Consider the following 13,691-nt stretch of genomic DNA (forward strand, 5'->3'; position numbering starts at 1 on the left):
CCGCCGCAGGCGGCCTACGCGAGCCCTCAGGCGAGGGCGCCCGCGCGCAGCGCCAGGAGCGCAACCAGCACGACGATGTACGCCGCGACCCCTGCGCCCTGCCACGCCGTACGCCGCGGGCCCTTCGGCGCGAAGGCGAAGATGCCCATCAGCGCCAGCCCACCGAGGAAGCCTCCGAGGTGGCCCTGCCACGAGATCGAGCCACGGCCGAGGATGGTGATGCCCGCGTTGAGGCCGAGCCACATCAGGATCGACTGGACGTCACCGCGGACCCGCAACGCCAGGACCAGCAGACCGGCCATCAGTCCGAAGACGGCACCCGACGCACCGAGGGTGGGAGTGAACTCGGGGGCGAACCAGAAGACGAGGAGCGAGCCGCCCAGGCCCGAGAGCAGGTAGAGGGCGAGGAAGCGCAGCCGGCCCAGCGCCACCTCGAGCTGCGGTCCGAGGAACCACAACGCCAGCATGTTGAAGCCGATGTGGAGGGCGTCGACATGGGTGAACATCGAGGTGACGAGCTGCCACCACGCGCCGTCGGCGACGCCCGGCAGCCAGGTGCCGAGGGTGGTGCAGCTGGCGGCGGTCGCGTCGGGCCAGGCGTACTCGCCGCCCACGCAGATGCCCGAGGGCCGCAGCGCGAGCCAGTCGATCCAGCGGCTGGCATGCGACCCCGTCACCAGGATCAGCAGCCAGACGGCCACGTTGATCGCGATCAGGAGGCCGGAGGTGAGGCCGGGGTTGGCGACGCGTGTGCCGCCGAACGCCGTACGGCCACTGCGGGTCTGGCGTGCGCCCGACTTCACGCAGTCAGGGCACTGGAACCCGACGGCGGCATCGCGCATGCAGTCGGGGCAGATCGGCCGACTGCACCGCTGGCAGGAGATGTGCGTCTCCCGCCCCGCGTGCCGGTAGCACTGCGGGGCGGGAGGCGCGGAGTCACTCAAGGCAGATCAGCGGGTGATCTCGACGGACTCGATGACCACCGGGTCGACCGGACGGTCCATGGCACCGGTCTTGACGCCCTCGATGGCGTCGACGACGGCCTTGGACTCGTCGTCAGCCACCTCACCGAAGATGGTGTGGCGGTTGGTCAGCCACGGGGTCTCGACGGTGGTGATGAAGAACTGCGAGCCGTTGGTGCCCGGGCCGGCATTGGCCATGGCCAGGAGGTAGGGCTTGTTGAAGGAGAGCTCGGGGTGGAACTCGTCCTTGAACTTGTAGCCCGGGCCGCCGATGCCCTGGCCGAGCGGGCAGCCGCCCTGGATCATGAAGTCCTTGATGATCCGGTGGAAGACGAGGCCGTCGTAGAACTTCTCGCCCGAGCGACCGGCGTCGTCGGTGTAGTCCTTGGTGCCCTCGGCGAGGCCGACGAAGTTCTCCACCGTCGCGGGAGCGTGGTTGGGGAACAGGTTGATCGTGATGTCACCCTTGTTGGTCTTCAGGGTGGCCTTCAGGTCAGACATGGCTGCCTCTCAGGAGTCGAAGTCAGTGCGGTCCTGAGCGTACCGGGGGCTGGCGACACCCTGTCGTGTGCGGCAGGATCGCCGTATGGCCAAGTCCAAGGGCAGCACCGCACCGAGGGATCTCGTCGCGCTCGTCGACGAGCTCGCCCCGCAGATCGAGAAGACGCTCCACCAGATGGCGACCAAGGGCCCGAAGCTGATGAACAAGGGCCGCAAGATGGCGAAGTCCAAGGGCGCGAAGGTCCCCAAGAGGCACGTCGGCCAGGTTCCTCCCGGCCCGCTCACCAAGAAGCTGGTCGTCCTCGGCGGGGTCGGTGCCCTCGTCTTCATGGCCGTACGCCGACTGCTCGGCGGCGGCGCCGAGTGGCAGGTCGACCCTGTCCAGGTCGACCCGGCCCCGGCCGAGCCGAGCCCGACCGACCCGGTGGAGACCGAAGAGGTCGAGACCGACCTCAGCTGACGAGCTCGGGCGCCTCTGCGCGGACGCGCTGAGTGGCCCGGTGCTCGGCCCAGAAGCTCACGATCGGGATCGTGCCGCAGGCGAGGGTGACCGCGGTGTAGCCGATGCTCCAGCGCTCCTGTCGCGACAGCAGGAATGCTGTGATCAGGAAGATCATGTAGAGCCAGCCGTGCGCGACGCCGAGCTTCTCGGTGATCTGCTCGCCGACCGTGTGGGCGGTGCTGCCGGGCGTCACCCACTCCGGGGTCGCCGGGATGAAGCCCCACATCGAGGAGCCGTCGAAGTTGGCGAGCGGCACGCCGACCAGGCAGAGGACGATCAGCAGGATGCCCACGATGGTGGCCATCACCCGGTAACGCGTCAGAGCGGAGTTCACGCCCGAACGGTACCTGCGCGCACGTCAGCTTTCGACGTCGTCCTCGTCACGCCGGAGCACCTCGTCGACGAGCCAGCGCCACCACATGAAGACCAGGAAGCCTCCGAAGAACCACCACTCGAGGGCGTAGAAGAGGTTCCGGATCGCGGAGAAGCGCGGAGCCGGCGGGAGCTGGTCGAGCTCCGCCTTCTCCAGGCCTGCATCGGTGTCAGCGGCGATCACGTAGCCGCCGTACAGGTCCTGGTCGACGAAGTGGAGCGCGTCGGCGATGCGCAGCTGCGGCAGGACGTCGTCCTCGGGGTCCTCGTCGACCTCGCCGGTGCCCTCGGCGGGCTGGAGCCAGCCCGTGAGCGTCACCTCTCCCGAAGGAGCCTCGGGGCGCGCACCGGACGCCGACCAGCCGCGCACGACCGGGATGGCCGATCCGGTGCCGGAGACCGCCACGGGCGTGACCACCCAGAAGCCCTCCACGTCGCCCCGCTCCCGCCCGCTCACGACGAACGTCGACTCCGGCAGCCAGGTGCCGCGCACCGAGACCGGCTGACCGACGTACGTCGAGGAGAAGGGGTCGTCCGGGCCGAGCGCCGAGGAGAGCGGGATAGCCGCGACCGTGGTGAGGTCGCGGGCCGATGCCTCGCGCTTGGACTTCCACGCGTCGAGCTGCCAGACACCGAGCATCACCGCAGCCGAGAGGAGTGCCAGGGCGAGAAGGTGCACCGGCCAGTAGCGCGGCGCGAGCGGATGAGGGCGATCTGGCACGCCGCCACCCTACGATCAGCCCATGACGACCCGGATCCACCACCTCGACTGCGGAACGATGCACCCCTTCGGCGCCCCGGGTGGGCGGCTGATGCCGCGCCGCATGGTGGCCCACTGCCTGCTCGTGGAGCGGGCCGACGGCCTGGTCCTCGTCGACAGCGGCTTCGGCACCGGCGACCTCGCCGACAAGGCCCGCCTCGGCCGACCGTTCCTCGCCCTGGTGCGGCCGGACCTCGCCGCGGAGCAGACCGCGGTGGCGCAGCTGGCCGCCCTCGGCCACGCTCCCGAGGACGTCACCGACGTCGTGCTCACCCACCTCGACGTCGACCATGCCGGCGGCATCGGCGACTTCCCCCACGCCCGCATCCACGTCACGGCCGCCGAGCACCGCGCCGCCATGGAGCCGGCGACCCTGCTCGAGAAGCGCCGCTACATCCAGGCGCAGTGGGCGCACGGCCCGCGCTGGGAAGTCCACGAGGCCGGCGGCGACGACTGGTTCGGCTTCACCGGTGTCCGTGCGGTCGGCGACGACGTCGTGCTCATCCCGCTCCGTGGCCACACCCGCGGCCACGCCGGCGTCGCCGTCCGTACGCCGGACGGTGGCTGGATCCTGCACGCCGGTGACAGCTACTTCTGGCGCGGTGAGCTCGAGACGCCGCCGTCGTACAACTTCGGCATGGTGGGCTTCCAGAAGCTGATGGCGGTCCACGAGAAGGAGCGCCGCACCAACCAGGAGCGGCTCCGCGAGCTCCGTGCCGGCCACCCCGAGGTGACTGTCTTCTCCGCCCACGACGCGCCCGAGCTCGACGCCCTCCGCTGACGACGCGCAGGCCCGGCGAGGGTCAGCGCAGCACGACGACCGCGCCGACCGCGCCGAGCAGCAGGCCCAGCGCGAGCCACGAGCTCCGCACGGCGATGCCGTGGATCGCGCGTGCGCCGGCGATGCCCGCCACCCAGAGAACCGTGGCGATGACGGCGAGCACCAGGCGCCCTCCGACCGCGCCGTGGGGCATCGCGAGCGCCGCCACGACGAGGCCGACCGCGAAGTGCGCCACGGTCACGACCGTCAGCGACGACAGCACCCAGCGCTGCACCGAGGTGAGGCTGGCGTCGTTCACCGGGCGAACCGGGTTGGCCGGATCCATCAGGTGGCGCGCTCGGCGCTGCTGCCCGGCGCTCATCGTCAGACCTCGACCGGTGCGCCGATGAGGCTGCCGTACTCGACCCAGGAGCCGTCGTAGTTGCGCACCTTCTCGACGCCGAGCAGCTCCGACAGCACGAACCAGGTGTGCGCACTGCGCTCCCCGATCCTGCAGTAGGCGATCACCTCGTCACCGCCGAGCACGTCGGCGTACAGCTCGCGGAGCTCGTCGTCGGGACGGAAGCTGCCGTCCTCGGCAGCGGACTTCGCCCACGGCACGTTGACCGCCGTCGGGACGTGACCGCGGACCTGCGGCTGCTCCTGCGGGAAGTGCGCGGGGGCCAAGATCTCGCCGCTGAACTCCGCAGGCGACCGTACGTCGAGGATCGGCGTGCTGCCGATCGCTGCGATCACATCGTCGCGGAAGGCGCGGATGCTCAGGTCAGCCGGTGCCGCCACGTAGGTGGTCGCCGGCCGGGCGACCGGCGTCGACTCCAGCGGCCGCCCCTCGAGCTCCCACTTCTTGCGACCGCCGTCGAGGAGGCGAACGTCGCGGTGACCGTAGATCTTGAAGTACCAGTACGCGTACGCCGCGAACCAGTTGTTGTCGCCGCCGTAGAGCACGACGGTGTCATCGTTCGCAACGCCCTTGGTCGACAGCAGCGCGCTGAAGCCGGCCTGGTCGATGACGTCGCGGCGAGCCGGGTGCTGCAGATCGGCACGCCAGTCGAGCTGGATCGCGCCGGGGATGTGGGTGATGCCGTGGGCGGCGGTGTCCTCGTCGACCTCGATGACCACCACGCCGGGGGTCGCGAGGTGCTGCTCGAGCCAGTCGCCGTCCACGAGGACGTCGGTGCGGGCCATGGTGCACTCCTTCATTTCGTTGGTGTACTAATGATTTGTACACTAAGCATTGGTACACTCACAACATGAGCCGCAGCACACCGTCCTCCCTCGAGGGCATCGAGAACCCGCTCGCCCTGGAGCAGCAGGTCTGTTTCGCCCTCGCCATTGCGTCGCGCAGCGTGATCGCGACCTACAAGCCGCTGCTGGAGCCGATGGGCCTGACCCACCCGCAGTACCTGGTCATGCTCGCCCTCTGGGAGCACGAGCCACTCCGGGTCAACGAGCTCTCGAAGCTGCTCCAGCTCGACCCGGGCACGTTGTCGCCACTCCTCAAGCGACTCGAGACGAGCGGCTACGTCCGCCGCGAGCGGGACCCGCACGACGAGCGCGCGCTGGCCGTCGTCCTCACCGAGAAGGGGCGGGCACTGCGCGACGACGCCCTCAACATCCCGCCCGCTATCGTCGAACGACTCGGCCTCCCGCTCGACGAGCTCCTCGAGCTGCACAAGCGGCTCACCCAGGTGATCGCCGCCGCGACCGGCTGAGACCCGTCAGAGCCCGGTCGGCTCCTCCCACGGCTCGATGGCGTCGCAGATCGCGAATGGCAGCAGGTCAGCCACGGTCACGGCGGCAGCGGCCTGCGGTGCCTTCGTCCGGAGCCCGATCCGGCCGGTCGAAGGATCGTTGAGCACGTCGCGGCGAAAGCCGTCGGCAAAGCCCATCGCCGTAGTGACGCGAGGCCAGGCCTCGGTGATCTTCCCGCGCGCGATGAGGTCGCCGCGGCTCTCCCCGAGCCGTGCCGTCGCCAGTCCCTCGCTGAACGACACGGAGAACGCCGTGAGCTCGTCGAGGTTGCGCGGGTCGAGTTCACCGATGAGCGTCGCCTGGTGCTCCGCAGTGGCATCGTCGCCGAGCGCCGTACGGACCGGAATGCACCCACGCCGGAGGTACGCCGACTCCGCGCGCTCGTCGGTCAGGTCCGGCAGGGCAGGGTCCGCTGCCCAGACGGGCTCGCCCTCGGCCGCGACACCCTTCACGAGGAGGTGCTCGTCGGTCATCACCGTCGCCCCGGTTAGCGCCTTCTCGCGGCGTGCTGCCGCCACCCTGGTCATGTCGAGCCCCGGCCGGAACGCCACGACGTAGCCCGAGCCCCTCGGCCCCGTGAACCGCACTTCCCAGTCGACGTCGTCCTCGGTGAAGCCGTGGTCGAGCCAGAACCGGGAGTGGTCATCACGGAGCAGCCCGTCGGTGAAGAGCACTCCCTCCGCGCGGGCCCGCTCCCAGAACGCCGACCGGTCCGCCATCAGGTCCTCGCTGGTCAGGTCCGGTACGCCGAACCGCGCACGCATCGCGTCGAAGTCCGTGATCGTGACCACCGTGGCGTCGGCCGGGACGAGCGCGAGCGCCCGCCAGGCCTGTCCGGTCGGGTGCGCCGGCAGCTCGAGCGACGCGGGGATCTCGGTCGGTGCGGGCGCGGCGACCGGCGTCTGCGCGGGGGCGCTGCAGCCTGCGAGCACGACGGTGCTCAGCACCGCCCCGAGGAGAGAACGCACCGCACGAGGGTAAGGCGTTGCCGGGACGTCATAGGACGTGGTCGCTAGAACGACCAGGTCCTATGACGTTGTGCGGGCGCGGCCGGATCAGCTACGTGCTACCTCGACCAGCCGCGGCCGGGCCACGAGGGCGTAGACGATTGCACCGATGAACCCGAGTACGACGATCACCACGACGTGGATGATCTGGTTCTGGCCGGCTGCCTCCCACTCCGCCGCCGGGCGTCGCAGCGCGTCGATCAGCATCCAGAGCCAGAAGATCCCGCCGACCAGGAAGACAAGTCCGAAGGCCAGCAGGAACAACGAAGATTCCATGTACAGACCGTACGGCGTGCCGACCGTTCCGGTGGTGAGGCGCGTGCGATCGCACGGCGCTGGAGGGAAGTCGATCTGTGAGCGGAGCGATCGACGACTGAGGACGACGCAGCCAGCGTGCGTGCATCGCCGTCCAGGTGGTGGAGCCTAGGGGACTCGAACCCCTAACCCCCTGCTTGCAAAGCAGGTGCGCTACCAATTGCGCCAAGGCCCCGACGTACGCCGCGGCGTACGGGGAAGAAGGATCAGACCGGGTCGGTGGCCTGCGCCCAGAGCGCCTGCTCGGCCTTGGAGGCGTCGAGCTTCTTCTTGGCGAAGACAGCGGCGGCAGCGGCCAGGGCGAGGAGGACGATCTTCTTCATGGGCGAGAGGTTACCAACGCCCGGCCTCACACCCCACATCGGTCTCGACCTGGCGGCGTACGCCGAAATGCGCACCGCCCGCGTCCAGGAGATCGCGGGCGGTGTCTGCGTGGTGCGCCTAGGAGGACTTGAACCTCCGACCCCCACATTATCAGTGTGGTGCTCTAACCGTCTGAGCTATAGGCGCGTCGGCTGCGTGCAGCCGTGGTGTGAACCGTGGCGGAACGTTACCGGAGGCCCCGTCCAAGCTCCAAAACGGGGTCCGGAGCGATCAGTTCTGGTCCTCCGCGAGGGTCACCTCGATGCCACCCAGGAGGGCGGCTGCCATGTTGTAGAGGAACGCCGTGAGCGTCGCGACAGCGGTGATCAGCACGGTGTCGATCACCGAGATGAGCATCGTGAAGCCGAGGACGCGGGTGGTGCCGAGGTAGTTGTTGACGTCGAAGCCATCGCCGCTGCCACCCATGACGCCACCGACCGTGGTGTTGATGGAGTCCCAGACGCCGGCGACACCGAGCACGCTCCAGACGACGGCGACCGCGACGACCGTGACGATGCCGAAGGCGACCGCCAGCAGGAACGACGTCTTCATCACCGACCACGGGTCGATCCGCGTGAGGCGCAGGCGGGCACGACGGGGGGTGCGCCCGTGGACCTCCGCGGCAGCGGCTGCGTGCTCCTTCGACTCGGGGTTGGCGCTCGCCTTCATCTCGACGCTCGCGGCTGCGATCGCGCTGTTGATCCGCTCACCCAGCGTCTGCTTCGACCCCTCGTCGCTCATCACTGCTCACTCTCGTCGGTCGTCTCGGCCGGCACATCGGCGGTTGCGGTGCTCGCGTCGCCGCCAGCCTCCGGAGCCTCGATTGTTGCATCCTCGACCCCGGCGCCTTCGGCGTCGACGTCCTCGTCGCGCGCCTCGACCGAGCGAGCGACGACCGCGACGGCGTCACCCTTCTTCGGGGTCACGAACTTCACGCCCATCGTCGAGCGACCCTTGGCCGGGAAGTTGTCATCGATGGGGGAGCGGACGACCTGGCCACTGTTGGTGATGGAGAGGATCTCGTCGCCCTCGACCACGATGAAGGCACCGACCAGGCTGCCGCGCTTCTCGTCGCTGAGCTGCATGGCCTTGATGCCGAGGCCACCTCGTGACTGCACGCGGTAGTCGGAGATCCGGGAGCGCTTGGCATAGCCACCATCGGTCATGGTGAAGACGTACTGCTCGATGACCGCCGACTCCTCCGGCGTCTCGCCGGCCTCCTCCGCAGCCTCCTCGGCCGCGATCTGCTCGGCGCGGATCACCGCCATGGAGAGCAGCTCGTCGCCGTCGCGGAACTTCATGCCGGAGACGCCGGACGTCGCGCGCCCCATCGGCCGCAGCTGGTCGTCCGACGCGGGGAAGCGGATCGCCTGCGCCTTGCGCGAGACGAGCAGGACGTGGTCCTCGCTGTTGACCAGCTCGGCGCCGATCAGCTCGTCGTCGTCCTCGCGGAAGTTGATCGCGATGACGCCGGCCTGGCGCGGGGAGTTGTAGTCACCCAGGCGGGTCTTCTTGACCAGTCCGTGCTTCGTGGCGAGCACGAGGTACGGCGCCTGCTCGTAGTCACGGATCGCCAGCACCTGCGCGATCGACTCGTCGGGCTGGAAGCTCAGCAGGCCTGCGACGTGGCCACCCTTCGCGTCACGCGACGCCTCGGGGAGGTTGTAGGCCTTGGTCCGGTAGACCCGGCCGGCCGTCGTGAAGAAGAGCAGCCAGTGGTGGTTGGTCGTCGAGATGAAGTGCTCCACCACGTCGTCGCCCTTGAGCGACGCACCCCGCACGCCCTTGCCCCCACGCTTCTGCAGCCGGTACGCCGACGCGAGGGTCCGCTTGGCGTAGCCGCCGCGCGTGATCGAGACGACGAGCTCGTCGTCCGGGATCAGGTCCTCCATGGAGAGGTCGCCGTCGGCCGCGATGATCTGGGTGCGCCGCTCGTCGCCGAACTTCTCGACGATCTCGGCGAGCTCCTCGCTGATGATCGCGCGCTGGCGCTCCGGCTTCTCGAGGATGTCCTTGAGGTCGGCGATGAGCGCCTCGAGGCGCTCGAGCTCGTCGATGATCTTCTGGCGCTCGAGGGCGGCCAGGCGGCGCAGCTGCATCTCGAGGATCGCGTTGGCCTGGATCTCGTCGATCTCGAGGAGCTCCATGAGGCCGGTGCGCGCGTCGTTGACGTCGGGGGAGCGACGGATGAGCGCGATGACCTCGTCGAGCATGTCGAGGGCCTTCACCAGGCCGCGGTAGATGTGGGCCCGCTCCTCGGCCTCATTGAGGCGGAAGCGCGTACGACGCTGGATGACGTCGATCTGGTGGGCCACCCAGTTGCTGATGAACTGGTCGATCGTGAGCGTGCGCGGCACACCGTCGACGAGCGCGAGCATGTTGGCCGAGAAGTTGGTCTGCAGCTCGGTGTGCTTGAGCAGGTTGTTGAGCACGACCCGGGCGACGGCGTCGCGCTTGAGCACGACCACCAGGCGCTGGCCGGTGCGACCCGACGAGTCGTCGCGCACGTCGGAGATGCCCTGGATCTTGCCGCTGTCGGCCAGCTCGGCGATCTTCAGCGCGAGGTTGTCCGGGTTGACCATGTAGGGCAGCTCGGTGATCGAGAGGCAGGTGCGACCCCGGTTGTCCTCGTCGATCTCGATGACCGCGCGCTGGGTGACGGATCCGCGACCCGTGCGGTAGGCCTGCTCGATGCCCTGGCGACCGACGATCAGCGCGCCGTTGGGGAAGTCGGGGCCCTTGATCCGCTCGATGAGCGCGTCCTGCAGCTCCTCGCGCGACGCGTCGGGGTGCTCGAGCGCCCACTGCGCGCCCTCGGCGACCTCGCGGAGGTTGTGCGGCGGGATGTTGGTCGCCATGCCGACCGCGATACCGGCGGAGCCGTTGACCAGCAGGTTCGGGTAGCGCGACGGCAGCACCGTCGGCTCCGAGGACCGGCCGTCGTAGTTGGGCTGGAAGTCGACGGTGTCCTGCTCGATGTCGCGGACCATCTCGAGCGCCAGCGGCGCCATGCGGCACTCGGTGTATCGCATGGCCGCGGCCGAGTCGTTGCCCGCGGAGCCGAAGTTGCCCTGGCCCTGGACCAGCGGAGCTCGCATGACCCACGGCTGCGCGAGGCGGACGAGGGTGTCATAGATCGCGGAGTCACCGTGCGGGTGGTACTGACCCATGACGTCACCGACGACGCGCGAACACTTCGAGAAGCCGCGGTCGGGGCGGTAGCCGCCGTCGTACATCGCGTAGAGGACGCGGCGGTGGACCGGCTTGAGGCCATCGCGTACGTCGGGCAGCGCACGGCCGACGATGACCGCCATCGCGTAGTCGATGTAGGCGCGCTGCATGGAGGTCTGCAGCTCGACCGGCTCGATGCGGCCGCCGGAGGGAGTGGGGGTTTCAGTCACGATGCGTCTCTCTGAACTCGTCTACTCGAATCTAAATCTGGATCTAGAGACTCAGATATCGAGGAATCGAACGTCCTTGGCGTTGCGCTGGATGAAGGAACGGCGCTGCTCGACGTCCTCGCCCATCAGCGTCGAGAAGATCTCGTCGGCCTGGGCGGCGTCGTCCAGGGTCACCTGGAGCATGAGGCGCTGGTCGGGGTTCATCGTGGTCTCCCACAGCTCCTCGGCGTTCATCTCACCGAGACCCTTGTAGCGCTGCACGGGGTTCTCCTTCGGCAGCTTCTTGCCGTTGGCCAGGCCGTCGGCCATGAGCGCGTCGCGCTCGGCGTCGGAGTAGACGAACTCGTGCTCGGCCGGCTTGTTCCACCGGAGGCGGTAGAGCGGCGGCTGGGCCATGTAGACGAAGCCGTGCTCGATGAGCGGCTTCATGAAGCGGAAGAGCAGCGTCAGCAGCAGCGTGTTGATGTGGTGGCCGTCGACATCGGCATCGGCCATCAGCACGACCTTGTGGTAGCGCAGCTTCTCGAGGTTGAACTCCTCATGCACACCGGTGCCGAGCGCCGAGATGATCGCCTGGACCTCCTGGTTGGCCAGGACCTTGTCGATGCGCGCCTTCTCGACGTTGAGGATCTTGCCGCGGATCGGGAGGATCGCCTGGATCCGCGGGTCGCGACCCTGACGCGCCGAGCCACCGGCGGAGTCACCCTCGACGATGAAGACCTCGCACTCCTCGGGCTTCGTCGACTGGCAGTCGGAGAGCTTGCCCGGGAGGCCGCCACCACCGAGCAGGCCCTTGCGATTGCGAGCCAGGTCGCGTGCCTTGCGCGCCGCGATGCGCGCGGTCGCGGCCGCCTGCGCCTTGCGGATGATCTCCTTGCCGTCGTTCGGGTTCTTCTCGAGCCAGTCGCTGAGCTGGTCGTTCACGCAGCCCTGCGTGAAGCCCTTGGCCTCGGTGTTGCCGAGCTTGGCCTTGGTCTGGCCCTCGAACTGCGGGTTGGAGATCTTGAGGCTGATGATCGCGGTCAGGCCCTCACGGATGTCGTCACCGGTGAGCCTGTCCTCCTTCTTCTTGATCAGGCCCCAGGTCTCGCCCCACTTGTTCATGAGCGTGGTCAGCGCCGCACGGAAGCCCTCCTCGTGCGTGCCGCCCTCGGGGGTGTTGATCGTGTTGGCGAAGGTGTGGACCGACTCGTTGTACGACGACGCCTGCCACTGCATCGCGATCTCGAGGCTCATCGGGTTGGGCGCGTCATCGCCGGTCTCCGCCTCGAAGGCGATGATCGGCGACAGGGTCGCCTTGCGCTTGTTGAGGTGGTCGACGTAGTCGGCCAGGCCCCGCTCGTACTGGAAGACGATCTCGAGCGCCTCGCCCTCGCGGTGCGGCTGGTCGGCCGTCGCGTGGTCGACCTCGTTGGCGATCGTGTCGTCCTCGATCGCGTCGACGATCTCGGCCGACTCCGGACGCTCGTCGCGCAGGACGATGCGGAGACCCTTGTTGAGGAAAGCCATCTCGCGGAAGCGGTTGGTGATCGTCTCGAGGTTGTAGACGGTCGTCTCGAAGATGTCGGGGGAGGCGAACCAGGTCACGGTCGTGCCGGTGCGCTCACCCTCCTCGAGCGGGCGGACCTGGCGCAGGTCGTAGTCGGGGGCGCCGAGGGAGAACTCCTGCTCCCAGAGGTAGCCGCGGTTCTTGATCTCGAGCTTCAGCTTGTCGGAGAGCGCGTTGACCACCGACGAGCCGACGCCGTGGAGACCACCGGACACCTTGTAGCCGCCGCCGCCGAACTTGCCGCCCGCGTGGAGGACGGTGAGCGCGAGGGTCGCGGCCGGGACCTCCTGGCCGGGCGCGGTGTCGGTCGGGATGCCGCGGCCGTTGTCGACGACACTGACCGAGCCGTCGGCGTTGAGCTTGACGAGGATCTCGTCGCAGTGACCGGCGAGCGCCTCGTCGACCGCGTTGTCGACGATCTCCCAGATCAGGTGGTGCAGGCCGCGCACACCGGTCGAGCCGATGTACATGCCGGGGCGCTTGCGGACTGCTTCGAGGCCCTCGAGGACCTGGATCGCCGAAGCGTCGTACTCGTTCATGACCTGGTCCTGCTCCGACACCCGGCGACCTCTTCATTACGTGGCGAGACATGCAGAAGGCCGCACAGCACGAGCGGGCGACCTGAGTGACCCATGTTACCCGCGTGCGCGCGCGAGAGCGCGTTGCCGTCCCGGAAAGGGAGGTGATCTGTGGAGAGATCGCGCCGTTCACGCCCTTCCACGGTGTCATGGAGCCCCGAACAGGGGGTCGTCTTACTCCCCCTACGGGCTTTGCCTCGTTCGAGGCCCCATGCCAGCCCGCCTCCCGCCCCTCATTCCACCGGGTGCGATGCCCGGTAGACCAGGTGCAGGACGCCGCTCCCGAAGGCCTCCGACGAGACCAGCTCGAGCGGCACCTGGGCACCGTCGGCGAAGAGCTTCCGGCCCGTGCCGACCACGATCGGGTGGACCAGCAGGTGGAGCTCGTCAAGCAGGCGCTGCTCCAGGAGCCACTGGACCAGGGTGGCACTTCCCGTCGTCCCGAGGGTCATCTCCTCCTTGAGCGAGGAGAGCTCGGCCGCGATCGCCTCCGCGTCACCACCGACCACGGTGGAGTTCTCCCAGGTCGCCTCCTCGAGCTCACCGGAGATGACGTACTTGCGGGCGCCGTTCATCATCGCGGTGACCGGGTCGGCCGGATCCGCCGACGGCCAGTACGCCGCGAACTCGTCGTACGTGCGTCGACCCAGGAGCGTCGCGTCGGCTGCTCCCATGAGCGAGCCGACGACTGCACCCATCTCATCGTCGAAGTAGGGGAAGTGCCAGGTCTCGGGCGCCTCGATGACACCGTCGAGGGAGATGAAGAGGCTGGACGTGATCGAACCCATGGTCGGCTCCTGTGGTGGGGGCACCGGTCGATCCGGCGCCGTCACTCCCTCCACGACCAC

At 68.7% G+C, this 13,691-nt stretch carries 16 protein-coding genes and 2 tRNA genes; 3 read left to right on the forward strand and 15 right to left on the reverse strand.

From position 1 onward, the window contains the following. Window positions 1–26: 26 nt before the first annotated feature. The gene (locus VLF38_RS07235; protein WP_325270607.1) at window positions 27–803 is read right to left on the reverse strand and encodes a rhomboid family intramembrane serine protease; all 777 of its coding nucleotides are present in this window, start codon (window positions 801–803) and stop codon (window positions 27–29) included. A gap of 147 nt (window positions 804–950) precedes the next feature. Then, window positions 951–1,463 carry a peptidylprolyl isomerase gene (locus VLF38_RS07240; protein WP_325270608.1) on the reverse strand — a complete coding sequence of 171 codons (513 nt, stop codon included), beginning with the start codon at window positions 1,461–1,463 and terminating at the stop codon, window positions 951–953. An 85-nt stretch (window positions 1,464–1,548) separates the two neighbouring features. Between VLF38_RS07240 and VLF38_RS07245 the strand changes: the two genes are divergently transcribed. Then, complete coding sequence (locus VLF38_RS07245) at window positions 1,549–1,923, forward strand: hypothetical protein (RefSeq protein WP_325270609.1); 375 nt, start codon at window positions 1,549–1,551, stop codon at window positions 1,921–1,923. Here the strand turns inward: VLF38_RS07245 and VLF38_RS07250 are convergent. Both VLF38_RS07250 and VLF38_RS07255 read right to left on the reverse strand, forming a co-directional pair. Further along, on the reverse strand, window positions 1,916–2,299 hold the full coding sequence (locus VLF38_RS07250; RefSeq protein ID WP_325270610.1) for a DUF3817 domain-containing protein: 384 nt from the start codon (window positions 2,297–2,299) through the stop codon (window positions 1,916–1,918). The two genes, VLF38_RS07245 and VLF38_RS07250, sit on opposite strands and share 8 nt — an antisense overlap. Window positions 2,300–2,323: 24 nt before the next feature. Further along, entirely contained in the window at window positions 2,324–3,058 is a 735-nt protein-coding gene (locus tag VLF38_RS07255; RefSeq protein WP_325270611.1) for an SURF1 family protein, read from the reverse strand. Between the two features lie 22 nt (window positions 3,059–3,080). On the opposite strand from VLF38_RS07255, the gene VLF38_RS07260 reads away from it, so the two are divergent. Then, window positions 3,081–3,878 (forward strand): MBL fold metallo-hydrolase, encoded by a 798-nt coding sequence (locus VLF38_RS07260; protein ID WP_325270612.1) that lies wholly within the window; start codon window positions 3,081–3,083, stop codon window positions 3,876–3,878. Window positions 3,879–3,900: 22 nt separating this feature from the next. On the opposite strand, the gene VLF38_RS07265 is transcribed toward VLF38_RS07260, so the two are convergent. After that, window positions 3,901–4,239, reverse strand: a complete 339-nt coding sequence (locus VLF38_RS07265) for a hypothetical protein (RefSeq protein WP_325270613.1) — start codon at window positions 4,237–4,239, stop codon at window positions 3,901–3,903. 2 nt (window positions 4,240–4,241) lie between these two features. Continuing rightward, window positions 4,242–5,063 carry a sulfurtransferase gene (locus VLF38_RS07270; RefSeq protein ID WP_325270614.1) on the reverse strand — a complete coding sequence of 274 codons (822 nt, stop codon included), beginning with the start codon at window positions 5,061–5,063 and terminating at the stop codon, window positions 4,242–4,244. Between the two features lie 65 nt (window positions 5,064–5,128). Between VLF38_RS07270 and VLF38_RS07275 the strand changes: the two genes are divergently transcribed. Next, the gene (locus VLF38_RS07275; protein WP_325270615.1) at window positions 5,129–5,590 is read left to right on the forward strand and encodes a MarR family transcriptional regulator; all 462 of its coding nucleotides are present in this window, start codon (window positions 5,129–5,131) and stop codon (window positions 5,588–5,590) included. A gap of 6 nt (window positions 5,591–5,596) precedes the next feature. On the opposite strand, the gene VLF38_RS07280 is transcribed toward VLF38_RS07275, so the two are convergent. From VLF38_RS07280 to VLF38_RS07320, 9 genes are all read right to left on the reverse strand, one after another. After that, window positions 5,597–6,598 (reverse strand): hypothetical protein, encoded by a 1,002-nt coding sequence (locus tag VLF38_RS07280; protein WP_325270616.1) that lies wholly within the window; start codon window positions 6,596–6,598, stop codon window positions 5,597–5,599. An 87-nt stretch (window positions 6,599–6,685) separates the two neighbouring features. Continuing rightward, the gene (locus VLF38_RS07285) at window positions 6,686–6,913 is read right to left on the reverse strand and encodes a hypothetical protein (protein WP_325270617.1); all 228 of its coding nucleotides are present in this window, start codon (window positions 6,911–6,913) and stop codon (window positions 6,686–6,688) included. Between the two features lie 138 nt (window positions 6,914–7,051). After that, window positions 7,052–7,127: transfer RNA gene (locus VLF38_RS07290), tRNA-Ala, on the reverse strand. A 31-nt stretch (window positions 7,128–7,158) separates the two neighbouring features. Further along, complete coding sequence (locus tag VLF38_RS07295) at window positions 7,159–7,275, reverse strand: DLW-39 family protein (protein ID WP_219907128.1); 117 nt, start codon at window positions 7,273–7,275, stop codon at window positions 7,159–7,161. Between the two features lie 110 nt (window positions 7,276–7,385). Then, window positions 7,386–7,462, reverse strand: a tRNA-Ile gene (locus tag VLF38_RS07300). Window positions 7,463–7,546: 84 nt separating this feature from the next. Further along, the gene (locus tag VLF38_RS07305) at window positions 7,547–8,056 is read right to left on the reverse strand and encodes a DUF3566 domain-containing protein (RefSeq protein WP_325270618.1); all 510 of its coding nucleotides are present in this window, start codon (window positions 8,054–8,056) and stop codon (window positions 7,547–7,549) included. Then, window positions 8,056–10,716 (reverse strand): DNA gyrase subunit A, encoded by a 2,661-nt coding sequence (gene gyrA / locus VLF38_RS07310; protein ID WP_325270619.1) that lies wholly within the window; start codon window positions 10,714–10,716, stop codon window positions 8,056–8,058. Before gyrA ends, VLF38_RS07305 begins: the two co-directional genes overlap by 1 nt. A 51-nt stretch (window positions 10,717–10,767) precedes the next feature. Continuing rightward, window positions 10,768–12,804, reverse strand: coding sequence for a DNA topoisomerase (ATP-hydrolyzing) subunit B (gyrB, locus tag VLF38_RS07315; RefSeq protein WP_325270620.1), 2,037 nt, complete (start codon window positions 12,802–12,804; stop codon window positions 10,768–10,770). Window positions 12,805–13,076: 272 nt separating this feature from the next. Then, the gene (locus VLF38_RS07320; protein ID WP_325270621.1) at window positions 13,077–13,631 is read right to left on the reverse strand and encodes a dihydrofolate reductase family protein; all 555 of its coding nucleotides are present in this window, start codon (window positions 13,629–13,631) and stop codon (window positions 13,077–13,079) included. Window positions 13,632–13,691 lie beyond the last annotated feature (60 nt).

It is taken from the genome of Nocardioides sp., from assembly GCF_035481145.1.
GTDB lineage: Bacteria > Actinomycetota > Actinomycetes > Propionibacteriales > Nocardioidaceae > Nocardioides.